Origin of the sequence: Catenuloplanes japonicus, assembly GCF_000717135.1 — a bacterium.
GTDB classification, from domain to species: domain Bacteria; phylum Actinomycetota; class Actinomycetes; order Mycobacteriales; family Micromonosporaceae; genus Catenuloplanes; species Catenuloplanes japonicus.
This window is the reverse complement of record NZ_JNXY01000017.1, coordinates 144135-170000: the sequence shown is the minus strand read 5'-3', so window position 1 is coordinate 170000 and position 25866 is coordinate 144135. Positions and strand designations below refer to the sequence as shown.

General features: G+C 71.8%; 29 protein-coding genes and 1 tRNA gene. 12 read left to right on the top strand and 18 right to left on the bottom strand.

Annotated elements, in window-relative coordinates:
• Nucleotides 1-392: 392 nt before the first annotated feature.
• Genes OP04_RS24220 through OP04_RS24210 form a run of 3 tightly spaced genes read right to left on the bottom strand, consistent with a single transcriptional unit; the run spans nt 393 to nt 2729 of the window.
• Nucleotides 393-1199 (bottom strand): siderophore-interacting protein, encoded by an 807-nt coding sequence (locus OP04_RS24220; protein WP_198153958.1) that lies wholly within the window; start codon nt 1197-1199, stop codon nt 393-395.
• Nucleotides 1200-1215: 16 nt separating this feature from the next.
• Nucleotides 1216-2112, bottom strand: a complete 897-nt coding sequence (locus OP04_RS24215) for a PDR/VanB family oxidoreductase (RefSeq protein WP_033342089.1) — start codon at nt 2110-2112, stop codon at nt 1216-1218.
• Entirely contained in the window at nt 2112-2729 is a 618-nt protein-coding gene (locus OP04_RS24210; protein WP_033342088.1) for an MSMEG_1061 family FMN-dependent PPOX-type flavoprotein, read from the bottom strand. Before OP04_RS24210 ends, OP04_RS24215 begins: the two co-directional genes overlap by 1 nt.
• A 62-nt stretch (nt 2730-2791) precedes the next feature.
• Between OP04_RS24210 and OP04_RS24205 the strand changes: the two genes are divergently transcribed.
• The gene (locus tag OP04_RS24205; RefSeq protein WP_232323721.1) at nt 2792-3436 is read left to right on the top strand and encodes a TetR/AcrR family transcriptional regulator; all 645 of its coding nucleotides are present in this window, start codon (nt 2792-2794) and stop codon (nt 3434-3436) included.
• Here the strand turns inward: OP04_RS24205 and OP04_RS24200 are convergent, their stop codons facing one another.
• The 3 genes from OP04_RS24200 to OP04_RS24190 are packed head-to-tail and all read right to left on the bottom strand — an operon-like array spanning nt 3437 to nt 5801.
• Entirely contained in the window at nt 3437-3811 is a 375-nt protein-coding gene (locus tag OP04_RS24200) for a hypothetical protein (RefSeq protein WP_157240260.1), read from the bottom strand.
• Between the two features lie 17 nt (nt 3812-3828).
• On the bottom strand, nt 3829-4818 hold the full coding sequence (locus OP04_RS50040) for a peptidoglycan-binding domain-containing protein (protein ID WP_157240258.1): 990 nt from the start codon (nt 4816-4818) through the stop codon (nt 3829-3831).
• Between the two features lie 26 nt (nt 4819-4844).
• Nucleotides 4845-5801: a penicillin-insensitive murein endopeptidase gene (locus tag OP04_RS24190; protein ID WP_033342086.1), complete on the bottom strand. Its 957-nt coding sequence runs from the start codon at nt 5799-5801 to the stop codon at nt 4845-4847.
• Nucleotides 5802-6143: 342 nt separating this feature from the next.
• On the opposite strand from OP04_RS24190, the gene OP04_RS24185 reads away from it, so the two are divergent.
• Together OP04_RS24185 and OP04_RS24180 are read left to right on the top strand one after the other, a co-directional pair.
• Entirely contained in the window at nt 6144-6587 is a 444-nt protein-coding gene (locus OP04_RS24185) for a hypothetical protein (RefSeq protein WP_157240256.1), read from the top strand.
• Between the two features lie 20 nt (nt 6588-6607).
• On the top strand, nt 6608-7354 hold the full coding sequence (locus tag OP04_RS24180; RefSeq protein WP_033342084.1) for a D-Ala-D-Ala carboxypeptidase family metallohydrolase: 747 nt from the start codon (nt 6608-6610) through the stop codon (nt 7352-7354).
• Between the two features lie 58 nt (nt 7355-7412).
• Here the strand turns inward: OP04_RS24180 and OP04_RS24175 are convergent, their stop codons facing one another.
• Nucleotides 7413-8693: a helix-turn-helix domain-containing protein gene (locus tag OP04_RS24175; RefSeq protein ID WP_063746675.1), complete on the bottom strand. Its 1281-nt coding sequence runs from the start codon at nt 8691-8693 to the stop codon at nt 7413-7415.
• A gap of 250 nt (nt 8694-8943) precedes the next feature.
• Here OP04_RS24175 and OP04_RS24170 point away from each other — a divergent pair, with 250 nt between their 5' ends.
• Complete coding sequence (locus OP04_RS24170) at nt 8944-9726, top strand: MerR family transcriptional regulator (protein WP_033342082.1); 783 nt, start codon at nt 8944-8946, stop codon at nt 9724-9726.
• Nucleotides 9727-9733: 7 nt separating this feature from the next.
• On the opposite strand, the gene OP04_RS24165 is transcribed toward OP04_RS24170, so the two are convergent.
• Nucleotides 9734-10945: an LpqB family beta-propeller domain-containing protein gene (locus OP04_RS24165; RefSeq protein WP_157240255.1), complete on the bottom strand. Its 1212-nt coding sequence runs from the start codon at nt 10943-10945 to the stop codon at nt 9734-9736.
• A 22-nt stretch (nt 10946-10967) separates the two neighbouring features.
• Nucleotides 10968-11534, bottom strand: a complete 567-nt coding sequence (locus OP04_RS24160) for a TetR/AcrR family transcriptional regulator (RefSeq protein WP_033342080.1) — start codon at nt 11532-11534, stop codon at nt 10968-10970.
• A 76-nt stretch (nt 11535-11610) separates the two neighbouring features.
• Between OP04_RS24160 and OP04_RS24155 the strand changes: the two genes are divergently transcribed.
• Both OP04_RS24155 and OP04_RS24150 read left to right on the top strand, forming a co-directional pair.
• Nucleotides 11611-12468, top strand: coding sequence for an alpha/beta fold hydrolase (locus tag OP04_RS24155; RefSeq protein ID WP_033342079.1), 858 nt, complete (start codon nt 11611-11613; stop codon nt 12466-12468).
• 18 nt (nt 12469-12486) lie between these two features.
• Complete coding sequence (locus tag OP04_RS24150) at nt 12487-13296, top strand: alpha/beta hydrolase family esterase (RefSeq protein ID WP_033342078.1); 810 nt, start codon at nt 12487-12489, stop codon at nt 13294-13296.
• Between the two features lie 51 nt (nt 13297-13347).
• On the opposite strand, the gene OP04_RS24145 is transcribed toward OP04_RS24150, so the two are convergent.
• From OP04_RS24145 to OP04_RS24120, 6 genes are read right to left on the bottom strand one after another with little or no spacing between them, the layout of a single operon-like run.
• A complete protein-coding gene (locus OP04_RS24145) occupies nt 13348-14025 on the bottom strand; it encodes a GntR family transcriptional regulator (protein WP_033342077.1) in 678 nt (225 codons plus the stop codon).
• Nucleotides 14015-15034: an amidohydrolase family protein gene (locus tag OP04_RS24140; protein WP_033342076.1), complete on the bottom strand. Its 1020-nt coding sequence runs from the start codon at nt 15032-15034 to the stop codon at nt 14015-14017. Before OP04_RS24140 ends, OP04_RS24145 begins: the two co-directional genes overlap by 11 nt.
• Nucleotides 15031-15795, bottom strand: a complete 765-nt coding sequence (locus OP04_RS24135; protein WP_033342075.1) for an NAD(P)-dependent oxidoreductase — start codon at nt 15793-15795, stop codon at nt 15031-15033. The genes OP04_RS24140 and OP04_RS24135 overlap by 4 nt, the downstream gene beginning before the upstream one ends.
• Nucleotides 15795-16742 carry a VOC family protein gene (locus OP04_RS24130; protein WP_033342074.1) on the bottom strand — a complete coding sequence of 316 codons (948 nt, stop codon included), beginning with the start codon at nt 16740-16742 and terminating at the stop codon, nt 15795-15797. Before OP04_RS24130 ends, OP04_RS24135 begins: the two co-directional genes overlap by 1 nt.
• Nucleotides 16739-17764: a PrpF domain-containing protein gene (locus tag OP04_RS24125; protein WP_198153957.1), complete on the bottom strand. Its 1026-nt coding sequence runs from the start codon at nt 17762-17764 to the stop codon at nt 16739-16741. Before OP04_RS24125 ends, OP04_RS24130 begins: the two co-directional genes overlap by 4 nt.
• A gap of 11 nt (nt 17765-17775) precedes the next feature.
• Nucleotides 17776-18459 (bottom strand): 4-carboxy-4-hydroxy-2-oxoadipate aldolase/oxaloacetate decarboxylase, encoded by a 684-nt coding sequence (locus OP04_RS24120; protein ID WP_033342072.1) that lies wholly within the window; start codon nt 18457-18459, stop codon nt 17776-17778.
• 108 nt (nt 18460-18567) lie between these two features.
• On the opposite strand from OP04_RS24120, the gene OP04_RS24115 reads away from it, so the two are divergent.
• The 5 genes from OP04_RS24115 (at nt 18568) to OP04_RS24095 (ending at nt 21869) form a co-directional block, all read left to right on the top strand.
• The gene (locus OP04_RS24115; RefSeq protein WP_033342071.1) at nt 18568-19503 is read left to right on the top strand and encodes an ABC transporter substrate-binding protein; all 936 of its coding nucleotides are present in this window, start codon (nt 18568-18570) and stop codon (nt 19501-19503) included.
• Nucleotides 19500-20261: an ABC transporter permease gene (locus tag OP04_RS54785; RefSeq protein WP_033342070.1), complete on the top strand. Its 762-nt coding sequence runs from the start codon at nt 19500-19502 to the stop codon at nt 20259-20261. Before OP04_RS24115 ends, OP04_RS54785 begins: the two co-directional genes overlap by 4 nt.
• Entirely contained in the window at nt 20258-20995 is a 738-nt protein-coding gene (locus tag OP04_RS54780; RefSeq protein ID WP_232323720.1) for an ABC transporter permease, read from the top strand. Before OP04_RS54785 ends, OP04_RS54780 begins: the two co-directional genes overlap by 4 nt.
• On the top strand, nt 20992-21774 hold the full coding sequence (locus tag OP04_RS24100) for an ABC transporter ATP-binding protein (RefSeq protein WP_033342069.1): 783 nt from the start codon (nt 20992-20994) through the stop codon (nt 21772-21774). Before OP04_RS54780 ends, OP04_RS24100 begins: the two co-directional genes overlap by 4 nt.
• 20 nt (nt 21775-21794) lie before the next feature.
• Nucleotides 21795-21869, top strand: a tRNA-OTHER gene (locus tag OP04_RS24095).
• A 402-nt stretch (nt 21870-22271) separates the two neighbouring features.
• Here OP04_RS24095 and OP04_RS24090 read toward each other — a convergent pair.
• On the bottom strand, nt 22272-23387 hold the full coding sequence (locus tag OP04_RS24090) for a DNA glycosylase AlkZ-like family protein (RefSeq protein WP_033342068.1): 1116 nt from the start codon (nt 23385-23387) through the stop codon (nt 22272-22274).
• A gap of 139 nt (nt 23388-23526) precedes the next feature.
• On the opposite strand from OP04_RS24090, the gene OP04_RS24085 reads away from it, so the two are divergent.
• Nucleotides 23527-25050, top strand: coding sequence for a catalase (locus tag OP04_RS24085; protein WP_033342067.1), 1524 nt, complete (start codon nt 23527-23529; stop codon nt 25048-25050).
• An 80-nt stretch (nt 25051-25130) separates the two neighbouring features.
• On the opposite strand, the gene OP04_RS24080 is transcribed toward OP04_RS24085, so the two are convergent.
• Nucleotides 25131-25394 carry a hypothetical protein gene (locus OP04_RS24080; protein ID WP_033342066.1) on the bottom strand — a complete coding sequence of 88 codons (264 nt, stop codon included), beginning with the start codon at nt 25392-25394 and terminating at the stop codon, nt 25131-25133.
• Nucleotides 25395-25426: 32 nt separating this feature from the next.
• Nucleotides 25427-25747 carry a luciferase domain-containing protein gene (locus OP04_RS24075; protein WP_033342065.1) on the bottom strand — a complete coding sequence of 107 codons (321 nt, stop codon included), beginning with the start codon at nt 25745-25747 and terminating at the stop codon, nt 25427-25429.
• Nucleotides 25748-25866 lie beyond the last annotated feature (119 nt).

Genomic DNA, 25866 nt, shown 5'->3' with positions numbered 1-25866 from the left:
CCACGGATCACCGGCAGCAGTGGCGTGGGTCACATCAAGCGTTGCTGCCGCACCCTGGGGTGACGCCTCGCAGCGTGAAGATCCGTCATCCTCGGGCGCCGCCCGGTGCATCCTGGTCCTCTGCGCCACTCTGCGCCTCCGCATCGGCCCCGCCGGTGTCGTATTGCTCGGCAATCGCCGGCGCGGTGGCACCTGATTTCCCGGCCGGCTTTCGACGTCGGCGTGAGGCCGCGGTTGGCTGGAGTCGCTATTTCGCGAAATTTCGGGCACAGAGTGCCCGTGGATCAAGGCGGTTCCGGACCTCGGTACCGAATGTCGGCCGGGGAACAGGTCCCACCGCAGCCAGGGAATGAGCAATTGTCACGCCTTCGCGGCGCAATGGTCGACGGCGCTCAGCCGAGGGACGCGCGGCCGTGCCTCCAGTAGCCGACGCACGTGACGGAGGAGCGGGGCCGGCCGCGGTCGTTGACCAGGTGGCGGCGCAGGCCGGTGGGCAGCGCGCTCTCGCCGGCGACGAACGTGTAGAACTCGCCGGGCGGCAGCGCGGCGGCGCGGACCGTCTCCAGCGCGAGCGCGCCCGGAATCCCGCCGCGGCCGTCGCGGGGCAGCCAGTGCACCCGGACACCCGCTAAAGCGGGAAAAATCCGGATGTCGGACGACGTGGGTACCTCCAGGAACACCGACGCACGCAGGCCGGCCGGGGCGTGGTCGAGGATGCTGAGCACGGCCGGGACCGCGCTCTCGTCCGCGACCAGCAGCTGTGGCACACGGGGGTCCGGCGGCAGGTACTGGATGCCCTCGGGGAACAGTCCGGCCTCGTCACCCGGCCGCGCGTGGGTGGCCCAGTGGGAGGCCGGGCTGTCGTCGCCGTGCGCCACGAACTCGATGTCCAGTTCGCCGGCGTCCGGGCGGCAGGCGCGGATCGTGTAGTTGCGCACGTGCGGGCGTACCGCCGCGGGAATCAGGTAGATCTTGGCGATCCAGCTGTTGCCGGACGAGTTCGGCAGGCGCAGCCCGTCCTGGCCACGGCGCGGGAAGAACAGCCGGACCGCCTGGTCGACACCGAGGTAGTCGAACCCGCCCATCTCCTCGGACGCCAGCGTGACGGTGATGAAGTGCGGGGTCAGGCGCGTGACGCGGGCGACGCGGGCGCGGATCAGCGTGCGGAACGCGGGATTGCGGAACCTCAGGGCAGGCATCGGGGGAGGGCCTCTCTCACAGATCCAGGACCAGGCGGGGGCCGAGAGCACGGGAGACGCAGGCGTACATCCGGCCGGCCGGCGCGCCGATGTCGTCGCGGTGCTCCGGCTCACCGTCGAGCACGCGCAGCTCACAGCTGCCGCACACGCCTTCGCGGCAGCCGGACGCCACGGCCACGCCCTCATCGGCGAGCGCATCGAGCAACGATCGATTCGGGGGTACGGCCAGCGTCCGCCCGGACCGCGCGCAGAGCACCTCGAACGCGGCGTTCGGCCGGTGTGTGCGCGGCTGCGGCCGGAACCGCTCCAGGCGTACCCCCGGAAAGATCTTCTGCACGTGATCGGTCATCGCGGCCGGGCCGCAGCAGTGGACCAGCGTGCCCGGCGCCAGCTCGGCCGCCACCTGCCGCAGGTCGGGCCGCCCGTCGCGTTCGGTCTCCACGATGCGCACCCGGTCGCCGTGCCGCTCGCGCAGGTCCGCCGCGAACGGCATCGCGCCGAGGTGTCGTCCCGTGTAGATCAGACGGGCGTCGTCGATCGCGTCCATCATGGACAGGAACGGCGTGATGCCGATGCCACCGGCGATGAACAGGTGGCCTGGCGCGGGCGTCAGCGCGAAGTGGTTGCGCGGCGCGGAGACCGCGAGCGGGCGGCCGGCGCGCAGGAAGCGGTGGATGTATTCGGAGCCGCCGCGGCTGAGCCGGTCGAGGCGGACCGCGACCCGGTAGCGCGTCGCGTCGCCCGGGTCGCCGCAGAGCGAGTATTGCCTGGTCAGCCAGTTGGGCAGGGTGAGGTCGACGTGGGCGCCGGGCGTCCAGGGGAGAAGCGGCGTGTCGGCGGCGTCCAGGTCGAGCGCGACCACGTCCTCGGCGACCGGTGCGATGCGCGCCACCACGGCCTGTTGCGCGGCCATCAGAACAGCTCCCGGTAACCGGCCCGGACGTGCTTCGTGATGGTCTCGACGTCGCCGCCGACCAGGTCCGCGACCACGTCCGCCATGGTCGGCGCCTCCGCGGCCAGCGCCTGGCTGTCCGCGTCCCACAGGCGGGAGCGCAGCAGCGCGCGTCCGCAGTGGAAGTAGACCTCGGCCACCTCGACCACGATCGCCAGCATCGGCGTGCTGGCCTCGGTCTGCATGCGCGCGAGCACGTCCGGCTCGTCGGTGACCCAGGCGCGGCCGTTGACGCGCACGGTCTCGATCATGCCGGGGATGAGGAACAGCAGGCCGATGCCGTCGTTCTCGGCCAGGTTGGTGAACGAGTCGGCGAGCTTGTTGCCGGGCCGGTCCGGGATGGCCAGCGTGCGCTCGTCGAGCACCTTGGCGAAACCGGGGTAGTCGCCGCGCGGCGTGCAGTCCGCGTTCCCGGCCGCGTCGGCCGTGGCCATGGTCAGGAACGGCGAGTGCGCGATGAACCGGCGCACGTGCGCGTCGATGTGGCCGAACTTCTTCATCCGGGTGAGCGCGTCGGGCTCGCCGATGCGCGCGCGGACCTCATCGGGCGCGACCCGATGCATATAAGTGCTGCTCATGGCACTATTATGAGCAATTACTCGCTTCCCCGACTACTCGCTTTCGCGCGGGACAGGAGCCCATGATGGCCGCGGACGACAAGCGCCTGCGGGCTCGGAAAACGCCGCGGCAGGCGCGGGCGGAGATCACCCGGCGGCGGATCCTGGACGCGGCTGCTCACGTTTTCGCCGAGCACGGTTACGCGGCCGGCACCACGAACCGGATCGCGGAGCGCGCCGGGATCTCGATCGGCTCGCTGTACCAGTACTACCCCGGTAAGGACGCGATCCTGGCCGAGCTGATCGGCGGGCACCTCGACCGCGGCATCGTCTCGCGGCAGATGTGGGCGGATGCGCCCTCCGCGCCGCTGACCGACGTGCTGCGCGGCTACGTCCGGCAGGCCGTCGACAACCACCGCGACGACCCGCAGCTGCTGCGGGTGTTCCTGGAGCACGCTCCACAGTGGGCCGACATCGCGCCCCGGATCGCAGAATTCCACCAGACCGAGATCGAGGGGGTACGGGAGGCGCTCGATCACCATCCCGAGGTGCACGTGGCGGACACCGCCACGGCCGCGCAGCTGGTGGTCACCACGGTCGAGCTGGTGGTGCACTGGGTGAGCGCGGGCGCGGAGGTGACGCCGTCCGCGCTGGAGAACGAGCTGGTGGCGATGCTGGGGCGCTACCTGGCGGGGGCCGACGCCCCAGCACCGCCGGTCAACGGGTGATCAGCAGGACGGCGAGTCCATGATCTTGATCTGGGTCACGGCCCCGGCCTGGTAGACCGGCTGCAGGTGGAAGTAGCTGTTCGGCTTGAGGCACTGCTCGGAGCCGTCCTCGAACCGCAGTCGTGCGCCGTCGTCGTCCCGCGAGTTGTAGACGTACTCCGAGGACCGGCTTCGCGAGCCCAGCGTCTGCCAGGAGCCGAGATCCTGGTAGGCGGCGGTCGGCGCGTTGGCGTTCCAGTTCGAGGCGTACAGGTAGAAGCACACGCGCGGCCAGTCGCAGCCGTGCGGGGACGCGGCGGCGGCCGGTTGCGCGGCGGCCAGCGCGCCCGCGGCGATCGCACCGGCCATGGCGGCCGCGGTCCAGGTCTTCCTCATCAGATCTCCCATCGTGATCACGCGATCCCGGCGATCAGCAGCTGCCAGAGCGTCGGGTCGACCACGCCGCCGGCGGTCCGGTCGTGCGCGGACTGGTAGGCGTTCACCGCGGCCTGCGTGCCGGAGCCGAAGTCGCCGTCCACGGTCAGGCCCGCGCCGCCCTTGTTCAGCGCGACCTGCGCCGCCTTGACCGCGCTGCCCTGGCTGCCGCGCGACACCTGCTTGAGCAGCTTCGACCAGGTGACCATGCCGACGATCCCGTCCGCGGTGGCGCCGTTGGCGGACTGGAACGCCTTGACCGCGGTCTCGGTCGCGGGCCCGAAGTCGCCGTCGACCGTGATGCTCTGCCCGGCCGCGTTCAGCAGGTGCTGGAGCACCTGGACGTTCGCGCCGTTCGCGCCGCGCTCGGTGCGCGGCCAGGCCGCGGGCTGGTCGACCTGGGTCCACCAGGTCGTCTGCTTGGCCGCGCCGGCCCGGCTGAAGCTGAAGTGCACGTGGTCGGTGTGCGGGTTGCTGCCGGTGTACGTGCGCCAGCCGTCCCCGGCCTGGTAGGAGCCCCAGATCCGGTGATCGAAGATGATATACATGATGCCCAGCCGGCGTGCGTTCGCGTGCTGGTTGCCGCGGCTGTCCGTGGCCAGCAGCCAGGCCAGCAGCTCATCGGCGCGCGCGTGGTCCGCGGTGTTGCCCGCGTTGATCGTCCAGTCCCAGGCCCGGCCTTCCTTGTGCTCCGTGACCTCGGTGTCGCCGGTGCAGGAGCGGACGATGCCGGAGTCCCCGGTGCTCGGGTACTGGCGCAGCGCCAGCTCGCGGAAGCCGATCACGCCCGGCTTCGCCACCGGGTCGCAGGTGTTCTGCGGGTCGTAGGCGGCGTACGCGTCGATGGTGGTGCCGAACACCGGTGTGCTGGGTGCGGCCGCGGCGGCCGGGACCGCGGAGGCCAGCAGCGCCGCGGTCGCCACGGCCGCGGTGGTCGCGCCCCGGCGGAGGGTGGTGGTGAAACGCATGAAGCTCTCCCCGTTGGTGAGAATCGTCAGCACTTGTGCAGTGCGTTCGGGTGGCCGACCTCGCAGTAGCGGATGTGCAGGTGGTTGTCGTGGTTGTCGTAGCTGCTGGTCAGCCCCTCGCTGATCAGCACCGGGTCGTTGAAGTAGACGAGCTTGATGTGACCCGGCGCGGCGGCGCGGACGGCCTTGACCAGCTCCCGGGTCGCGGCCCGGTCGTAGGTGCTCGACTGCCAGGTGATCCGCCCGGCCGTGCACTGCGCGGAGTCGGTACGGATCGGCCAGATGTCGATGTCCAGGCCGGCCTCGTGCGAGGCATGGCCGGGAATGTCACCGCCGTGCTCGAAGCCGGAGTCGCCGACCGGCACCTTGCCGTTGCCGGTGAAGCCGCGCGTGGCCGTCTCCAGCTGCGCGACCGCGTCCGAACTGGCCCAGTTCGCGTTGCCGTTGCCGTCCGGGTCCTGGTCGCACAGGTTGGCGCTGAAGTCGAGGTACTCGTAGTGCCAGACCAGGTTCTTCCAGGTGTCCGGGCCGACCACGCCGTCGGACGAGATGCCGGCGTGCGACTGGAACGTGCGCACCGCGCTCTCCGTGCCGCTGCCGAAGTCGCCGTCCACGGTCAGCCCGGCGCCGCGCTTCGCGTTCAGCAGGTACTGGACCGCCTTCACGGCCGAACCGGTGCTGCCGTTGCGGACCGTGGTGACCAGCTTCGCCCAGGTGTTCGGCCCGACGATCCCGTCGTCGTCGAGCCCGGCACCGCGCTGGAACGCGGCCACCGCGCTGTTCGTGGCCGGCCCGAACGCACCGTCCACGGTGATCGACGCGCCGTGCTGGACCAGCAGGTACTGGATCGCGGTGACGTTCGCGCCGCGGTTGCCGCTGTTCTGGGCCGGGAAGAACGCGGCGGAGAACGCCTGCGCCGCGGTCCCGGTGCCGAACAACGTCGCCATGACCAGGCCGAGCACGACCAGGGCTCTGACTTTCATAGGTGCCTCCGATGGTGGGCCGGTCGGGTGACCGCCCGCGATGGACTGTGCGGCGGCACGCGGGACACCGGCAACGGATCGATGCGGTTGTGGGACGACGGGACGCCGGCACGCCGCTGACGTGCGCGAACGCCGCTGGGATGGGACGGGCGTGGGATAACCGCCGATAGACCGCGGTCATCCCAGCGGCGTCCCGGGACGCGGTGCTCCGCGCCTGGTGAACCGGGGCGTCCGTGACCGGGCGTCCCAGAACGGTCGCTGATCGTGGACCGGCGTCCGGCCCGGCTGCCACGGTGACGCGGTCCGGCCGTTCGTCGCCGGCGCTCCGAGAGGACACCCTTCATGCCCGTTATCAGCAAGAGGAAAGTGCTCGCCGGCCTGGCCGCCACGCTGCCGATGGCGGCCGCCATGGTGATCACCTCCGCGTCACCCGCGATGGCCGCCAGCTGCTACGACCACACCGGCAACGTCTCGGGCACGTACACCCGCACGGACGGCCTGGACCAGCGTGTGCCGGCCAGCGGGAGCCTGAGGACCACGTCGTACTGCAACGACATCAACCTGTGGGTCGGCGAGGACACGGTCAATCCGGACTACCCGTACCTGATGGCGTGCGTCGTGTTCACCGCGCACAGCACCTCGTGCAGCAACGGCAACATCCCGGTCGGACCGGGCTGGAACGTCATCGCCACCGACGTGCTGGACAACAGCGCGTTCATCGTCAAGGTCCGCGGCCTCCAGAACGACACCGACGCGCGCGGCACCAAGTTCAAGATCGCATTCTGAAAAACCCGAGAAGGAGCCACATGTCTTCGCACGACTTCGCCGTGGACCGCCGGACCCTGATGCGCGGCGCGCTCGCCGTCGGCGCCGGAATCGCCGCGGCCCCGCTGGTCGCCGGCGCCGCGTTCGCCTACAACTGGGGCGGCACGCTCCAGGCCGGCGCGAACGGGGCCGCCGTCACCGAGCTGCAGATCCGGGTGGCCGGCTGGCCGACCGGCAGCGCCAGCCAGACCCGGCTGGTCATCGACGGCGACTTCGGCCCGGCGACCACCGCGGCCGTGAAGCGCTTCCAGACGGCGTACGGCCTGAGCTCGGACGGCATCGTCGGCCCGAACACGCAGTCGGTGCTGAACGGCCTGGAGTCGTCGGACGGCTCGACCGCGCACTTCAACTGGAGCGAGTTCTACGACCAGTCCGCCGGTAACTTCAACGGCGGCAAGGTCAGCGCGGCCGCGGTCAAGGAGAACGTCCGCCGTGCCATGTATAAGTTGGAGGCGCTGCGCAAGAAGCTCGGCGACCGGGCGGTCACCATCACCTCCGGGTTCCGCAGCATCGCGCACAACGCGGAGATCGGCGGGGCCAGCGACAGCATGCACCTGTACGGCACCGCGGCCGACATGCTGGTCTCCGGCGTGAGCATCAAGACGATCTACCAGAAGGCGGAGACCTGTGGGTTCTCCGGCCTGGAGACGTACACGGTCGACCACCAGCACGTGGACAGCCGGGCCGACCTCGGCCGCTCCTGGTGGTGGGAGGACGGCACGGTCTGACCGTCTCCGGAACGCGCCGGCTGCCGTGCGCACGGGGGCACGGCAGCCGGCGCGTCCGTCAGCTCGCGGTCGGGGACGGGGTGGCCTTGAGGGTCTCCTCGCAGTACGGCCAGTGGTGGAAGTCGCGCGCGGTGCTCCACAGCCGGTGGGCGGCGGTGATGTTCCACTCCGGGTCGAACGCCTGCGCCGGCGTGCCGTCGAGCTGGGCGAGCGTGGAGTCGGAGATCTGGAAGAGACCCCAGTTCCGTGAGCCGTTCGTGTTCGGCAGGACGTGCAGCGGATCGAGCCGCGACTGGCACCGGGCGATCGTGACCGCGTCCTCCGGCGCCTCGGTGAAGACCGCCCGGATGCGGGCCGCGGCCTGGTCCGGCGTCCAGGTCTCCATGCGCACCGGCTGGTCGTAGAGCGCCCTCTTGGTGGCGTCGTCCACGATGCCCTTCGGCGGCAGCCCGGCCAGCACCTGGAACGCGGTCACCCGGCGCAGCGTCTCCGGGCCGAACGCGCTGTCCGCGGACAGCTTTCCGCCCGCCTTGATCAGCAGCGTCTGCACCTCGAGGACGCACTCGTCGTTCTCACCCATGCTGACCGGGTCCTGGCAGGCGCGGGAGAACAGCAGCCGGTCGTCCGCGGGCGCGGAGCTTCCGGGCTGCGGATCCGTCGACCCCCGCAGCGCGAACAGGCCGGCGGTCGCTGCGAGCACGACGACGACCCCGGCCGCGGCGAGCAGCAGTGTCCGCCTGGTTCTGCCGGGCGACGCTGACTCCATTGTGGACTCGCGGGCGGGCGCCGCCTCCGCGGTCTCGCCCGCGGGCCCCGGCTTGTCATCGGCCGTGACCCGCACATCCGTGCTGGCCGCCGGACTCCTGGAGCCGGTAAGGCGCTCGGCGGAACCGGAATCGGCCGCTTGCGCATCGGAGCCGCCCGCCGACGCGCTCGGGCCTGCTGCCCGCTCGCCCGAGCCGGCCGTCCCGGAATCCCGCTCGCCCGAGCCGGCCGTCCCGCCGGTGCCGGTGGTCTGCTCGGAGACATCGGCCGGGGCCGCGTCCGGGACCGGGCTGATCGGCTCGGTGTGGCGGACCGCCTCGGCCGCGGCCCACAGCCGGTGCAGGTGCCGGATCTCCTCCGCGGTGGCGCCGCACGACCGCGCGAACGACAGCACGATCCGGTAGTCCTGCGGGACGCTGGCCCCGGAGCAGTATCGATGAAGGCTCGAACTGCTGACGCCGGCCAGCTTTCCCAGCTGCGTGAAACCGAAGCCGCTGCGGCTCTTCAGCATCCGAAGGTAGGCCGCGAACCGTTCCGTGTGATTAAGATGATCATGAATGACTCCCCCCGCCATGAGCCCGACCCTACACCAATGTGCACAGCCGCAGATTGTCAATATTTAGGCGTATCTGTAGGGGTCATTTGTCGCGATTCAACCGAAGGTTCGGCCGCGCCCGGAGGGGTTTCCGGCACCACCCACGGACCCGGCAGGGAGGAGCGCCGGCGACGACCGGTGCCCGCGGGAGCATGCGGAAAGCGACCACCCGCGACGTGGGAAGTCAAGCGCTGGACCCTCCCTCAGGGAGAGGCGTCAGACTGGGACGATGCTGACCGTCGGCGAGTTCGCCCGGCTCACCCACCTGAGCATCCGCACGCTGCGGCGCTACCACGACTCCGGCCTGCTGGTGCCGGACCGCGTGGACGAGGCGACCGGGTACCGCTACTACACGCCCGCGCAGATCCCGAACGCACAGGTGATCCACCGGCTGCGCGAGCTGGACCTGCCGCTGGCCGAGGTGCGCCGGGTGCTGGACAGCGAGGATCCGGACGAACGGGCCCGCATCGTCGCGGCCCACCTGCGGCGGCTGGAGGATCAGCTGGAGCAGACCCGCCGGGCCGTGGTGTCGCTGCGGCAACTGCTGGCGCCGGAGCCGGTGGCGGTGGAGCTGCGCCGCGTGCCCCCGCTGACCGTCGCCGCGATCGAGGCGGTCGTCGACCTCGGCGACGTGCTGAGCTGGTACTCCGGCGCGATGGCCGAGCTGGACGCGATGGCGTTGCAGGGCACCCCCGGCGGCGTGTACGACAACGCGCTGTTCACCGAGGGTCGCGGGTCCGCGCTGGTCTACCTGCCGAGCGCGGTCCCGCCCACCGGCGGGCGCGTCCTCCCGGTCACGCTGCCCGCGGCGGAGCTGGCCGTGGCCGTGCACGAGGGCGCGCACGACGCGATCGACGTGACCTACGGGCGGCTGGGCCGGTGGGCCGCCGAGCACTCGCTCGCGATCGGCGGCCCGGTGCGGGAGCACTACCTGTGCGGCCCGCGCGACACGGCCGATGCCGCGTCGTGGCGCACGGAGATCGCCTGGCCGGTGTTCACGGTCGCGGGCTGAGAAGAGCTCAACGCCGCCACGCGTACGCGTCGTCGCGGTTGTTGTCGTCCGGCGGGGCCAGCGAGGTGTCGGCGGAGACGAACGCGACCGTCTCGCCGTGCGCGGAGACCGCCGGATACCCGCTGTGCCCGTCCGAGTCGGTGGCGGACGGGCTGGCCAGCGTGTTCGTGCCGGTCAGCAGGTCCCGGACGAAGATGTCACCCCAGGCCTCGGTGTCGTCCGGCGTCAGGTCACGGGACACCCCGCGGAACGCGACATGGCGCCCGTCCGCGCTGATCCTCGCCTCGTGGCAGATGCAGCCGATCTGCTCGCCGGCGTTGTTCAGGCTGACCTTCGTGGTGGTGCCGGCCGCGCGATCCCGGACGTAGGCGTCCCGGTGGTGCCGGCCGACGTTGGTGTCGCCGGGCACGATGTCGTCCTCGTCCGAGGCGAAGACCACGAGGTTGCCGTCGCCGCTGATCGAGACCGTGGTGTCGGAGTGCGAGGTCTGACCGCCGGTGTAGGTGACCGTGACCTGGTCGAGCGTGCCGGTCTGCAGGTCGCGGACGAAGATGTCGGTGTCCGGGCCGATGCCGTAGCCGGGCGTCTCGGGCACGTCGTCCGGGACCAGGCCGGCCGTGGCGGTGCTGAACACCACGTACCGGCCGTCCGCGGACAGATCGATCTGGTGCGCCGCGCCGTCGATCAGCGTGGTCGTGCCGGTGGCGAGGTCGTGCACGTATGCGGCACCTTCCGCGATCATCGCCACGTGCGTGCCGTCGTCGCTGAGCCGCACCTGCCACACCGTGCCGGGCACGTCCGCGCCGGCGAGCGTGGCCACGCCGGTCTGCAGGTCGGTCACGTAGGCGTCGTCCGTGGTGTCCGTGTCGGCCGGGTCGAGCGCCACGTCGGTCAGGTAGGCGAGGTAGCGGCCGGTGGCGTCGAACGAGGGGTCGCCCGCGGACCCGCCGCCCGGGGCGAAGAGCGTGGTGGTGCCGGCGTCCAGGTCGCGGATGAACGTGCCGCCGGTGGGCGCGGCCGGGGACAGGTTGCCCGAGCGGGTGGTGAAGGCGACGTACCGGCCGGTGCCGTCGACGTCGATGTCCGTGTAGGTCCGGTTGTCGCCGCGGGTCCCGTCGGTGGCGACGCTGACCAGCTGGACGGTTCCGGCGTTCGCGAAGGCCGGGGTGGCGGGGAGGAGGAGCGCTGACACTGCACAGAGGACGGTGAGTGTTCTCATGACGCAGCATCATTGCAGCAAGTTATTGCACTGTCACGGTGCGTAGGCCATTCAGCATGATGTTGAGATAGCGGTGCGAGACCGCGCGCCGATCCTCGCCGCTCGGGTGCACGTCCACCGCGTAGATCACGCCGCACATCAGCGGCAGCATGTCGGCCTGCGTCACCTCGCGCCGCACCGCGCCGGCCTCGTGGGCGCGCGCGAGCAGCCGGCCGGACAGCGTGTGCAGGCGCGCCAGCAGCTCGGACGTGTGCGGCAGCACGTGGGTGCCGGCCGCGAGCGCGGGCCGCAGCGACGCGTCGTCCAGCTGCGCGTCCAGCATCGCGACCAGGTGGCCGGAGAACGCGCGCCAGGTGTCGTCGTCCTCGACCGCGCGCTCCGCGCGAGCGACCAGCGCCTCCAGGCTCGGCGTCGCCACCGTCTCCAGCAGCGCCTCCGCGGTGGGGAAGTGACGGTAGACCGTGGCGACGCCCACGGAGGCGGCGCGCGCGACCTCGTTGAGCTGCATCGGGGTGCCCTCGTCGACGAACCGGCGGCCGGTGTCGACGATCAGCTGCCAGTTGCGGGCCGCGTCCTTGCGCATGGTCATGAGACCAGGATAACCGGATAGGTCATCCGTCTTGTGTTACGGTCAAGCGGATACGTTATCCGAATTTGGAGGCGCTGTGCTGCCCGAAGGCTTCGCCAGTCGTACCGTCGCGGTCAACGGTCTTGATCTGCATGCCGTCGTCGGCGGGGACGGGCCGCCGCTGCTGCTGGTGCACGGCTGGCCGCAGTTCTGGTACACGTGGCGCCTGGTCATGCCCTCGCTTGCTCGCCACTTCACCGTGATCGCACCCGACCTGCGCGGGACCGGTGCCAGCGACAAACCCGCCACCGGGTACGACGCGGCCACGCTCGCCGGCGACCTTGCCGGGCTGATGACCGCGCTCGGCCACGAGCGGTTCGCGGTCGCCGGCTACGACATCGGGATGATGGTCGGCTACACGCTCGCCGCCACCTACCGCGACCGCGTCACGAAGCTCGCGGTCGGCGAGGCGGTCCTGCCCGGCTTCTCCGAGCTGCCGCCGCTGCTCATGCCGCCCGCGATGAACGAGTTCATGTGGCACTTCGCGTTCAACCGGCTGCACGACATCAACGAGCGGATGGTGGCCGGGCGCGAGGAGGTCTACTTCGGACACCAGTTCGCGTCGAAGGCCGCCTCTCCGACCGCGATTCCGCAGTCCGCGGTGGACGTCTACGTCGAGGCGCTCCGTGACCCGGCCGCGCTGCACGCCAGCTTCGAGTTCTACCGGGCCGGGGAGAGCGAGGATCAGGTGCTCGCGTGCCGGGCGGCGGGGCTGCTGGAGATCCCGGTGCTCGCGCTCGGCGGCGAGCTCGCGGCCGGTGCGGCGGTCGAACAGGTCATGCGGCTGGTCGCCACGGACGTCCGCGGCGTGATCATCCCGGGCGCCGGACACTTCCTGCCCGACGAGGCGCCGGGCGCGGTGGCGCAGGCCCTGCTCTCCTTCCTGACTTCCTGACCTGCGAAAGGGACGGACATGACTGATCGTTCGATCGAGGTGGGCGGGCGTACCCGCACCTACACCGTCGTCACGCCGGAGGGCGGCTTCGACCGGCTGCTGCTCGCCTTCCACGGGTCGGGGCAGCAGGCGGCGTCGCACCGCACGTTCACCGGCAACGCGTTCGACGACATCAAGCGCACGGCCGTGGTCTACCTCGACGGCTACCGGCGCCGGTGGAACGACTCCCGCCTGCACAGCCGCTTCCCCGCCCGCAGGCAGAACATCGACGACACCGGGTTCGCGGAGGCGGTCGTCGCGCGCGAGGCCGGTGGGCGGCCGGTCTACGCCTCCGGGTACTCCAACGGCGGCGGCCTGGTCATCCGCCTGCTCCACGAACGGCCGGGACTGCTCGCCGGCGCCACGATCATCGCGGCCGGGCAGCCCGCGCCGGACAACCTGCTGGACCTGGGCGACGCGCCGTTCGTGCCCACGCCGATCCTGCTCATCCACGGCACCCGCGACCCGCTGGTGCGGTATGCCGGCGGGGCGATGGCTCCGTGGGCCCAGTTCCTGTTCCGGGTCGGGGGCAGTCTGCTCTCCGCGCCCGACACCGCCGCCTATTTCGCCGCGCGCAACGGGATCGCGGCCTTGCCGTCCACCGTCGATCTGACCGCCGAGCTGAGCCGCACGGACTACCGCGAGGACGGCCGTCCGCCGGTCACGCTCTACACGGTCCACGGCGGCGGCCACACGATCCCCGGGCGTACCCCGTCACCCGCCCTGCTGGGCCGTACCACCTCTCACCTGCACACCCCCGGCGCGATCACGGAGTTCTTCGCCTTCTGACGCAGTGGTCCGGGAAACCCACGCGGCGCGGCTTCGGCCGGCCGGCGGCGGTCAGAGGCCGAGGGCGTCCATGGTGCGGAGGGCGTCGATGACGCTGGAGATGTGGTCGCGCATGGCGGCCTCGGCCTCGGGCGGGTCGTGGGCGAGGATCGCGGCGATCACGCGTTCGTGCTGGGGGAGGGAGGTCTCGGGGCGGCCGGGGAGCAGCGACAGCATGAACTGGTGGCGGACCAGCTGGGCGTGCAACGTGCCGATGATGTCGTCCGCGGTGTGGTGCGCGGCGATGCTCCGGATCAGCGCGTGCAGGCGCTGGTTGAGGTCGCTGTAACGGCGGGACTCGCCGGCCGCCACGGCCGCCCGCATCTGCGCGCCGATCTCGGCCAGCTCCACGCCCTGGGCAGCGTCGGCCCGGACGGCGGCGCGCGCGGCGACCAGGCCCTCCAGCACCATCCGGACCTCGGTGATCTCCACGGCCTCGGCCAGCGACACCTTGCGCACCACAGCGCCGCGGTTGCGCTGCATCTCGACCAGCCCGTCGCCGGCCAGATCCTGGAGCGCGGAGCGCACGGTGAAGCGGCTCGCCCGGAACCGCTCCGAGAGCTGCGCCTCGACGAGCCGCTCGCCGGGCAGATACTCACCCCGCAGGATCGCCTCGCGCAGCGCATCCCGCGCCTCGGCTATCGGCGAGATTTCCTGGCGCGCGGAGGGAACGGACTGCTCAGCGGGCATGAGGGGCAGAATACCCGAGCCGTGGATAGACGCGGCGCGCGTTGAGCTCATACACCCGGTCGCGGTCCTCCGGGCCCAGCGTGGGGTGTGCGTCGATGTACCTCCGGGTGTCGTCGAAGTGGTGCCCGGTGAGCGGGTCGAGGCCGCGGACCGCGCCGATCGCCTCCGAGCCGAACAGGATCGCGCCCGGGTCGATGACGTCGAAGAGCAGGTTGATGCCGGGCTGGTGGTAGACGCAGGTGTCGAAGAAGACGTTCGCCCCGAGCATCGACGCGGGTGCGGGCCGGTCCAGCATGTCGGCGAGGCCGCGGAAACGCCCCCAGTGGTACGGCACCGCGCCGCCCCCGTGCGGGATGATCAGGCGCAGCCCGGGGAACGTGCGGAACAGGTCGGACTGCATGAGCTGCATGAACACGGCCGTGTCCGCGTTGAGGTAGTGCGAGCCGGTGGCGTGCAGATTCCGGTTCGTCACGGCGGAGACGTGCACCATCGCGGGCACGTCCAGCTCCACCATCACCTCGTAGAGCGGGAACCAGGCCCGGTCGGTCAGCGGCGGCGACGTCCAGTGCCCGCCGCTCGGGTCCGGGTTGAGGTTGAGGCCGACGAACCCCAGCTCGGTCACGCAGCGGCGCAGCTCGGCCAGGGACCGCCCGATCGGCACACCGGGGCTCTGCGGCAGCTGGCACACGCCCGCGAACCTGCCCGGGAACAGCGCCACCACGCGCGCCACCAGGTCGTTGCACGCCCGCGACCAGGCCAGACCCGTGTCCGTGTCGCCGGCGTGGTGACCCATCGCGGACGCCCGCGGCGAGAAGATCGTCAGGTCGATGCCGCGCGTGTCCATCATCCGCAGCTGCCCGGCCTCGATCGTGGCGCGGATCTCGTCGTCGTCGATCACCGGGTACGCCGGCGGCGCCAGCCCGACCTCCCAGGCCGCCAGCTGTGCCTCCCGCCAGGCGGTGTGCGTGGCCAGCGCGGTGGTGTAGTGCCCGTGACAGTCGATGATCATGTCTGGTCCCGTAGCGCGATCAGCAGGTCCCGCGCCGCGGACGCGATCCTCGGCGGGACGCCCAGCTCCTCCAGGTGTGCCGCGGCCGCGCTCATCTCGCCCGCCCGGCGGCGCGCGTGCCGGTGGGTGCCGTCGGTCAGCCGGTCGATCGTGCGCGCGTCGAAGCCGGCCAGCTCCGCGCCGATGTTCGCGCGCAGCCACGGCTCGCAGCCGGCCTTCTCCGCCGCGGCGAGCGCCTCCACCACCGCAGCGGCGAGTCCCTTGTAGAACACGCTGCGCAGCAGCTTGCGCGCGATCGCCTCGCCCGCCGCTCCGGGCTGCACGGTCACCTCGGCGCCGAGACCGGTCAGGATGCGCGCCACGTCGGCGGCGGCAGAGCCGGAGACCAGCATGGGGGTACGCAGGCCCCGCCCCGGCACCGGCGACATCAACGCGACGTCGGCCACCGGCACGTCGTGTGCCGCGGCCCGCCGGGCGAGCGCGGCCTTCACCGAGGGTGCGGTGGTGTTCAGGTCGGCCCAGATCACGCCGGGTCGTAGCGCGGCCAGCGACGCCTCCAGCGCGGGGAGCGCGTCGTGTGCGCTGTTCACGCTCAGGACCAGGTCAGCGTCGTGCACCGCATCCGCGTCGCCGTCGCGTGCCCGCACCCCCGGCGGTGGCTCCTGCACGGGGTCGTAACCTCGGACGTCGGCGCCGGCCGTGACCAGGTCACGGGCGATCTCGGCGCCGGCCTCGCCGAGCCCGAGCACGGCGATGCGCATCAGGGCACCACCGGCGTGCCGTGCGTGTGGAACGTGTCGATCGTCTTCAGGCCCCACGCCTGCCCCTTCGCACGCTCCTCGCGCGTCCAGCTGATCGTCGGCCAGTCCGGGTCGAGGATGAGGCGGGCACCGGCGTTGCACAGCTCGATGCGGTTGCCGCCGGGCTCCCACACGTACAGGAAGAAGGTCTGCTGGATCGCGTGTTTGTGCGGCCCGGTCTCGATGTGCACGCCGGCGTCGAGGCACACGTCGGCCGCGCGCAGGATCTCCTCGCGCGTGTCCGTGGCGAACGCGATGTGGTGCAGACGGCCGCGGCTGCCGGTCCAGTCCTCCGTGTAGACCAGGTCGTAGGTCTTGTTGCCGACCGAGAACCAGACCGCCTGCGGGCTGCCGTCGTCCTTGACGATCCGCTCGGTGCAGCGGGCACCGAGCGGGCCGGCCAGGAACGCGGCGACGCCGGGCACATCCGCGGCGAGGTAGTTGATGTGGTCCAGCCGGCGCAGATTCGCACCCCGGCCGGGGTAGGCGGCGGCCTGATTCTTCAGCGCGGGCCGGTCCGCGTCGTCGGGGTGATAGCGGTCGACATCCCAGTAGAGGCCGAGCTCGTGCCCGTCGGGGTCGGTGAAGACCGTGACCTCACCGAGGCCGCGCACGTCCTTGACCACGCGCGTCGGCGTCAGCTGCGCGGTCAGCCGGGCGACGGCCTGCGGGCTGGCCGCGCGCAGGTAGGTGCGGGCGATGCCGGCCTGCGCGGACCTGATCAGCCGGACGGTCCAGGACTGGTAGTCGTCCCAGGTGTGCAGGTAGACCGAGTCGGCGTCGCGGTGCACCTCGCGCAGGCCCATCAGGCGGACGAAGAAGTCGGCGGACTCGTCGAGCACGGGGGTGCGCAGCTCGACCGGGCCGACGTGCGCGATGTCCCGGCGGCGGTCGGGGTCGTGGCTCATGACGTCACCTTTCCCGCACGTGGCCACACCAGGCCGTCGGCGAGTTTGCGAGCGGTGCGGACGACCTCGCTGCGACGCAACCGGTCGCGATCGAGGTCGATGGAGACCGCGAACGTGCCACTCGGGTGCTCGATCAGCACGTCGCGGCCGCCGGGCAGCGACATCACGGTGCCGGCGGCGCGGACCCCGGCGGCCACGGACACCGCGCCCAGCACCCCGATCGCGGCGTGCACCCGGTGCGGGATGAACGTGCGGGTGCCGACCGTGCCGCCGTGCCGCGGCGGGGACAGCAGCGACACCTTCGGAACGGTGGCGTCGCGCACGTCGCCCAGGCCCATCAGCCGGCCCGCGTCCAGGCGCACCGCCTCGACCGCGGCGCGCAGCCGCGTGTCGCTCTCCAGCTCGGCGGGGCTCTCCGTGCCGGTCACGCCCAGGTCGGCCGCGCGCGCCAGCACGACCGGCATGCCGGCATCCACACAGGACACGGTGAGCCCGCCGCAGCGGTCCGCCGGGCGGCCGGTCGGGAAGACGGCGGTGTCACGGCCGGGGAAGGCCAGCGCGATCGGGGCGGCCGGGAACGGGGTGCCGGCCATGATCGTGTCGCCGTCGTAGCGGACCCGGCCGCCGGGCGTCTCGACGCGCGCCTCCGCGTGCGCGATCACGGGGTTGAGCAGCCGGATGCGGACCGGGGTGCGGTCGCGCCTCACCGGGACCAGGCCGCGCTCGATGGCGAACGGGCCGACGCCCGCGAGCAGGTTGCCGCAGGTCTGCGCGTCGGAGACGGTCGCGGTCTCCGGGACGACCTGGAGGAACAGGTAGTCGACATCCGCGCTGCCGTCCGCGCACGGCCCGACCACGGCCACCTTGCTGGTCAGCGGGTGCCCGCCGCCGAGCCCGTCGATCTGCCGCGGATCCGGCGAACCCATGATCCGCAACAGCAGGTCGTCGCGTGCGGCCCGGTCGCCGGGCAGGTCGGCGGCCAGGAAGTAGAGCCCCTTGGAGCTGCCGCCGCGTAGCTGCATGCACGGGATGCTCATGGCAGCCGGTCCACATAGCGCACACCGAGCTTCTCCAGCAGGGGGCGCAGATCGTAGAGATCGAGGCCGAGCACACCGTCCGCGAGCCGGGCGCGTTTCGTCTCCTCGGCGGCCAGGCGGGTGGTGGTGGCGGCGGCGACCTCGGCGCCCCGGGGTGCGGGGAGCGTCAGCACGCCGTCGTCATCCGCGATCACGACGTCGCCGGGGCGGACGAGCTGGCCGGCGGCCACGACCGGGACGTTGACCGAGCCGGGACCGGCCTTGACCGTGCCCTGGGCGTGCACCGCGCGCGCCCAGACCGGGAAGCCCATCGCGACGAGCGCGGCGAGGTCGCGCACGCCCGCGTCGATCACCAGGCCGCGCACGCCGCGGGCGCGCAGCGAGGTGGCCAGCAGCTCGCCGAACATGCCGTCGGTGGACGGCGACGTGGTGGTGACGACCAGGACGTCGCCGGGGCGGCACACCTCGACGGCCGCGTGGATCATCAGGTTGTCGCCGGGCGGGCAGGAGACGGTGATCGCGGAACCGGCGATCGTGGCGCCGGCCTGGCGGGCGCGCACGGCCGGGCCGAGCAGCCCGATGCGGCCCGCGGCCTCGTGGACGGTGGCGACGCCGGCCGCGCCCAGCTCCGCGATGATCCGCGGCTCGGCCCGGTCGACGGTGCGGACGACGAAATGCATGTCCTCTGTCTACCCTCTTCCGAGATTGGCGTCAATATTGTCTTCAGGATTGTTGACAATGTGTGTAACGTTCGGCGCGTCGGTCCCACCGTCCTGTTGGGAGGGCTCATGATCCGTCGTCTCGTCCTCGCCGTCGCCGTCATGCTTACCGCCGCCGCCTGTGGATCAGGGCCGTCCGTCACCGAGGACGGCCTCACGAAGATCACCGTCGGCGTCATCCCGATCGTCGACGTCGCCCCCGTCTACCTCGGCGTGCAGAAGGGTTTCTTCGCCGAGCAGAGGCTCGAGCTCGAGCTGCAGACCGCGCAGGGCGGCGCCGCCATCGTGCCGGGCGTGGTCAGCGGCCAGTTCCAGTTCGGCTTCAGCAACACCACGTCGCTGCTGCTCGCGTCCGCGCAGGGCCTGCCGGTCAAGGCCGTCGCGTCCGGCGTCGCCTCCACCGGCGAGCCGGGGAAGGACTTCGGCGCCGTGGTCGTCGCCGCGGACAGCCCGATCAAGACCGCGCGCGACCTCGCCGGCAAGAAGGTCGCGGTCAACACGTTGCGAAACATCAACACCACCACGGTCGGCAACGTGGTCGCGGCCGACGGCGGCGACCCGTCCGCCATCACCTACGTCGAGTTGCCGTTCCCGGACATCGCGCCCGCGATCGCGCGCGGCGACGTGGACGCGGGGCAGCTGGTCGAGCCGTTCCTGACCATCGCGACCGGGCAGGGCGACCGGCAGGTGGTCTCCAACTACGCCGGCACCGCCCCCGGCCTCACCGTCGGCCTGTATTTCACCGGCAGCCAGCAGGACCAGGCCGTCGTCCGGGCCTTCACCACCGCGATCACCCGGTCCATGGAGTACGCGTCCGCCCACCCCGACGAGGCCCGTGCCGCGCTGTCGACGTATACGAAGATCGACCCCGCCGTGCAGGCCGCGCTCGTGCTGCCGAAGTGGCCGTCCACGGTGGATCGTGCCTCCGTGCAACGGCTCGCCGACCTCGCGCAGAAGGACGGCCTGCTCCCGCGTGCGCCGGACCTGAATGTGTTGCTGCCATGAGACGCCCGCTGCTCGGCGCCGCCGGCCTGCTCGTCGTGATGGCGCTCCTCGAGGCGCTGCCGCGGGCCGGGCTGGTCGACGGCCGGTTCCTGCCGCCGTTCGGCACCACCGCCCGCGCGCTCGGCGCCCAGCTCGCCACCGGCGGCTTCTGGACCGTGCTCGGGCAGACCGCGCGCGGTTGGGCGCTCGGCCTCGCGCTCGCCATGGTCGCCGGCGTCGTCGCGGGCATGGTCATCGGCAGCGTGCCGGTGCTGCGCGCCGCGACCGCGTCCACCATCGAGTTCCTGCGGCCGATCCCGTCCGTCGCGCTGATTCCGCTGGTGGTGCTGGTCTACGGCAGTCGGCCCGAGTCCGCGCTGGTCCTGGTGGTCTACGCCGCGTTCTGGCAGGTGCTGATCCAGGTGCTCTACGGCGCGGCGGACGTCGACCCGGTCGTCCGCGACACCGCGCGCTCCTACCGTTTCTCGCGCTGGGGCACGCTGCGCACGGTCGTCTGGCCCACGGTCCTGCCCTACGCCGCGACCGGGTTCCGGCTGGCCGCGGCCGTCGCGCTGATCCTGGAGATCACGGCCGAGCTGGTCATCGGCGTGCCCGGCCTCGGCCACGCGATCGGCGTCGCCCAGAGCTCCGGCGCGGTCGCGGAGACCTATGCGCTGGTCATCGTGGTCGGCCTGATCGGCGTCGTGGTCAACCTGTCCGCCCGCGCGGTCGAGCGCCGCGTCCTGCGCTGGCACACCTCGGTGCGGAGAGACCTGTGATCCGCCGCCTCGGGCTGCCCGCCGTGCTGATCGGGGTGTGGTGGCTGCTCTCCGCGGGCAGCACCAGCTTCTTCTGGCCGCCGCTGTCCGTCATCGCCCGCACGTTCCCGGCGACCTGGACGCTCGACCCGATCCTGCACGACGTGCTGCCCAGCCTGGCCCGGCTCGCGCTCGGCTACACGATTGCGCTGCTCGCGGGCGTGACGCTCGGCGTCGCGATCGGCTCCTCGGCCACGCTGCGCGCCTGCTGCGAACCGGCGCTGGAGTTCTTCCGCGCGATCCCGCCGCCCGTCCTCATCCCGGTCATCGCACTGTTCGCCGGCTACACCGGGTGGACCTCGAAGATCATCACCATCGCGCTCGGCTGTCTGTGGCCGATCCTGCTCAACACGGTCGACGGCGTGCGCGCGGTCGACGAGGTGCTGCGCGACACCGCCCGGTCATACCGGTTCGGCCGCCTCGCGGTCCTGCGCCACGTGGTGCTGCGCGGCGCCGCCCCGCGCATCGTCACCGGCGCCCGCCAGGCCCTGTCGCTCGGCGTCATCCTCATGGTGATCAGCGAGATGTTCGGTGCGGACCGTGGGCTCGGCGCGGCCGTCGTGCAGTTCCAGCGCGGGTTCGCGATCCCGCAGATGTGGACCGGCATCATCCTGCTCGGCCTGCTCGGCGTGGCCCTGTCCGCCCTGTTCCACCTCGCCGAACGCCGGCTCTTCGCCTGGAGGTCCGACTCATGACCACCGTCCTGTCGGTCGACGCGCTCGCCAAGACCTATCGCAGCCCTGGGCGTACCGTCGAGGCCGTTCGTGATCTGACCTTCGACATCGGGCGCGGCGAGTTCGTCTGCGTGGTCGGCCCGTCCGGAGCCGGCAAGACCACGCTGTTGCGCTGCATCGCCGGCCTGATGCCCGGCACCGGCGGCAGCATCCACCTCGACGGCACCGCGGTCACGGCACCGCCCGCGGGCATGGCCGTCGTCTTCCAGGAGTACGGTCGCAGCCTCTTCCCGTGGCTGACCGTGCGCCGCAACGTGGAGCTGCCGCTCGCGGAGAAGGGCGTGCCGCGCCCCGCCCGGCGCGCGCGGGTCGACGAGGCGCTCGACGCGGTCGGCCTGTCCGACAGCGGCAACGCGCACCCGTGGCAGCTCTCCGGCGGCATGCAGCAGCGCGTCGCGATCGCCCGCGCCATCGCCTACGAGCCGTCCGTGCTGCTCATGGACGAGCCGTTCGCCGCCGTCGACGCCCAGACCCGCGCGGAGCTGGAGGACCTGATCCGTGCGCTCTGGCATCGTCTCGGCATCACGGTCCTGTTCGTCACGCACGACATCGACGAGTCCGTCTACCTCGGCCAGCGCGTGCTGGTCCTGTCCCGCAGCCCCACCGAGATCCTCGCCGACCTCCCCATCGACCTGCCCGCCGCCCGCGACCAGCTCACCACCCGCGCCTCCCCGCGCTTCACCGCGCTGCGCGCCCAGGTCTACACCCTGATCCAGCGCGCGAAGGCGGGTGAGCGCTGATTGCTATCCTCCGCGGTGGTGGAGTCGTAGCGCAGAGGTCGTCGCGCCCGTACCCGATCTGGAGGACGCCGGTTCGAATCCGGCCGGCTCCACCATTCTGGGCCTGATCAGAGGTTCGTGACGGTGGTGCGCAGCTCGGCGAGCACGGTGGTGGCGACCCTGGTTACATCCTGGTCGGTGGGGCGCGTACTCATGCCCACCGCGCTGCGGCTGGGAACCCCGCTGTCGCGTCGTCCGCCGCCGGGGCACGACCGAGCCTGCACGCCGCCATGGCCGACATCCCCGGCGGCACCGTCGTGGGCCCGGCATCATATAGATGTATGGCGCGCTGAAGCCGGCCCAGGCCCCGAAGCAGGCCCTGCCGGCCAGCTGTTCTGACCGGACGGGCCGAGCGCCCGGGGCGGCCACGACAACGGCGGCGATGAGCCGGGCCCAGCGGCTGGTCGGGCCCGGACCGGACGTGAACACCTTCCGCCGCCGGTCCTGAGCTGGCCGGGTCATGCGGCCGGGATCGCGTGCAGGTCACGACCGAGCACGGCGGCCAGACGACCGGTCTCCCGCTCGATCGCGGGCCACTGACGATGGCGCTCGTCGGGCCGGCTGACGGTGATCTCGTCGCCTTTGCGGGTCCATGTCCCGCGTACCACACCGCCGGCCACGACCGGGTTGGCCTTGCGGGTCATGAGGTCACGGAGCTGCGGCGGGGTGACGTGGGGGTCCTTGGTGCCGGGGCCCATCACCCACTGGTCGTGCCCGGGGAGGAACCGCACCTCCTCCGACGGGGCTGTCTTCTGGAGGGCGTCGGCATCCTCGCGGGCGATGTGCGCGGTGGTTCCCTCGACGTCCACCGCGACCAGTCGGTCACCGAGCCGATCGATCCAGGCGTCGAGTCGTTTGCCGCCCGCGCTGAGGCCGTTGCCGAGCCAGTAGTGCAGGTTCTCGATCGGCGCCGGCCCGTAGGTGCGGAAGTACGCCAGGACGGCGGCCGGTCCGGCCTCGTCGAGATCGGGAATGCCCGGCCATCGTGGATTGGTGTCCAGCCGCTGGAGGGTGAGCCGTCCGTCCCGTGGCGGTCCGATGCTCACGTCTCCCTGCCAGCACAGCGGCTTGATCAGCGTGCCCGCGCCGTCGTCGAAGACCGGCCCGAGATGCCGGTACGCGCGGTGTTTCGACAGCTCACGGCCCAGCTCCGCGACGGTGCGTGGTCCGTCGCTCAGGGCCGCACGCACCGCGGCCCGGAAGTCCGGCCAGTCCGCGGGGGCGAGCCGGTAGTGCTCGGCCCAGCTCCGCCGTTCCCACTGCCGGCCGGCCGCGCGGAGTGCCAGGTAGATGCCGCCGTCGGCGGGGGAGAGGTAGTGCACGGCTCCGCGGAACGCGAAAGCCTTGATCACGTCGCCGCTGGTCAGGGCGTCGGCGAGCGCATCCGGGGGCGCTGCCGGGCAGCGGGTGCGCACGGCCAGGTCGGCCAGTGACTCGTCCATCGACAGCACCGCGCCGAGCCGGCCGACCACCTCGGCCACCGACGCCGCTCCGACCGGATCCAGCAGATGCCGGCGCAGCCGCCAGGCCAGCGCCTGGGCCCACGTCACCGACACCTCCGACTTGGCTCCCATCGGACCAGCCTCGCACGGACAGACTCCCTGTGACCCGGAAGAGGTGACGGTCCGTCCGGAAACCGGCCGGTCTCCGGTTTGGGGCGGGCCGGCTGCGGAATACCTGAACCGAACCCGGAACCTTGGGAAGGGGCTTCGCATGACCGCACAGGAACGGCCGCCGACCACCACGGACGCGGGGGTGCCGGTCGCCGGTGACGAGCACTCGCTGAGCGTCGGGCCGGACGGGCCACTGCTGCTCCAGGACCACTATCTGATCGAGCAGATGGCGAACTTCAACCGGGAGCGGATTCCGGAGCGGCAGCCGCACGCGAAGGGCGGCGGCGCGTTCGGCCGGTTCACCACCACGCAGGACGTCAGCGCGTTCACCCGGGCCGGCGTGTTCGCGCCGGGGCGGGAGACGGAGGTGCTGATCAGGTTCAGCACCGTGGCGGGGGAGCGGGGGAGCCCGGACACGTGGCGTGACCCGCGCGGGTTCGCGGTCAAGTTCTACACGGACGAGGGCAACCTGGACATCGTCGGGAACAACACGCCGGTGTTCTTCATCCGCGATCCGATGAAGTTCCAGCACTTCATCCGCTCGCAGAAGCGGCGTGCGGCGAACAACCTGCGCGATCATGACATGCAGTGGGACTTCTGGACGCTGTCGCCGGAGTCGGCCCACCAGGTGACCTGGCTGATGGGCGACCGGGGGATCCCGCGCAGCTGGCGGCACATGAACGGGTACGGCAGCCACACCTACATGTGGATCAACGCGGATAAAGAGCGTTTCTGGGTGAAATATCATTTCAAGACGGACCAGGGGATCGAGTGCTTCACCCAGGACGAGGGCGACCAGATGGCCGCGATCGACACCGACTACCACCAGCGTGACCTGTTCGAGCACATCGAGGCCGGCGAGTTCCCGTCCTGGACGCTGCACGTGCAGATCATGCCGTTCGAGGACGCGAAGACCTACCGGTACAACCCGTTCGACCTGACCAAGGTCTGGCCGCACGCCGACTATCCGCTCCGCGAGGTGGGCCGGCTGACGCTCGACCGGAACGTCACCGACTACCACACCGAGATGGAGCAGGCCGCGTTCGAGCCGAACAACATCGTCGCCGGCACCGGGCTGTCCCCGGACCGGATGCTGCTGGCCCGAGGGTTCAGCTACGCCGACGCGCACCGGGCGCGGCTCGGCGTCAACTACCGGCAGATCCCGGTCAACTCGCCGAAGGCTCCGGTGCACAGCTACTCCAAGGACGGCGCGATGCGCGTCCGGAACGTCACCGACCCGGTCTACGCGCCGAACTCCTACGGCGGCCCGCGCGCCCAGCCCGGCCTGACCGACGACGGCGGCACCTGGCACGCCGACGGCGAGATGGTCCGCACCGCCTACACGCTGCGCCGGGACGACGACGACTGGAGCCAGGCCGGCACCATGGTCCGCGAGGTTCTCGACGACGCCGCCCGGGACCGCCTGGTGACCAACATCGTCGGCCACCTGCTCAACGGCGTCAGCGAGCCGGTGCTGCTGCGCGCCTTCGACTACTGGCGCCACGTCGACAAGGACCTGGGCGACAAGATCGAAGCAGGGGTACGCGCGAAGCAGGGCGAGAAGGACCCCAAGGCCACCGCGCAGTCGAACCCGGCTCGGTCCTCCGCCCAGCACAAGGCCTGAGTGCCGCCGCCGGCCGGTCCGTCGGGACCCGACACGGCGGCGCGTGGTGCCGGCGCGGCGGCCGATCGTCGTGCGGCCGGTCAGGCGTGGGACTCGACCCACTCCCGGAGGCCGCGTTCCGAAACCGTGCCGTCGCGCGTGGAGCCCCACTCCCAGGTGTCCAGCTCGCCCCGGACACCGAGGACACGGGCGGCGCAGTCGTGGCCGAGCAACTGCACCTCGACGGCACACTCCCAGGTGGGCCTGCCGGCCGCGGCCTGCGCCGGCGTCGCGGCCACCGCGGCGGTGATGCTGACCAGGACAGAGGCGGCGGCCGCGGTGACGGCCCGGGTGAAGTGACGCATACGGGTCCAATCTGGTGAGACGCGGGCGAGTATCAGCACGTGCCCATGGCGTAGTCGTAGGCCGCGCGTACCACCTGCCGGGCACGAGCCCTGGCCGGGAGCGCGAGGTGCAGGCTGCCGTCGTCGTGCAGGTGGGCGAACTCCCGCTTGCCGGACGGCGGCATGAGCAGCACGCCGTCCGGCGCCGCGGCCGGGACGAAGAACGCCCGCGCCCGTTCGGTCGGCAGTTCGTCGGGCAGCTCCGCGTCGGGGAACGTCCGTGTCAGGAACGCCCGGGGCGGCCGCCGGGTCGGAGATCTCGCTCGGCCCCTCGTGTACGCGGTCGCCGGGCAGCACCCATGCCGATCCGGCACGGCAGTGCCGTGAACAAGCCTTAGCGGCGTCGTCGGCACGGCGGCGGCTGCACCGTCTCCGGCACGCGTGACGGCGACTTTGCCGCCGTGAACGCCGTGGGCGGCGTTCACGGCTCCCG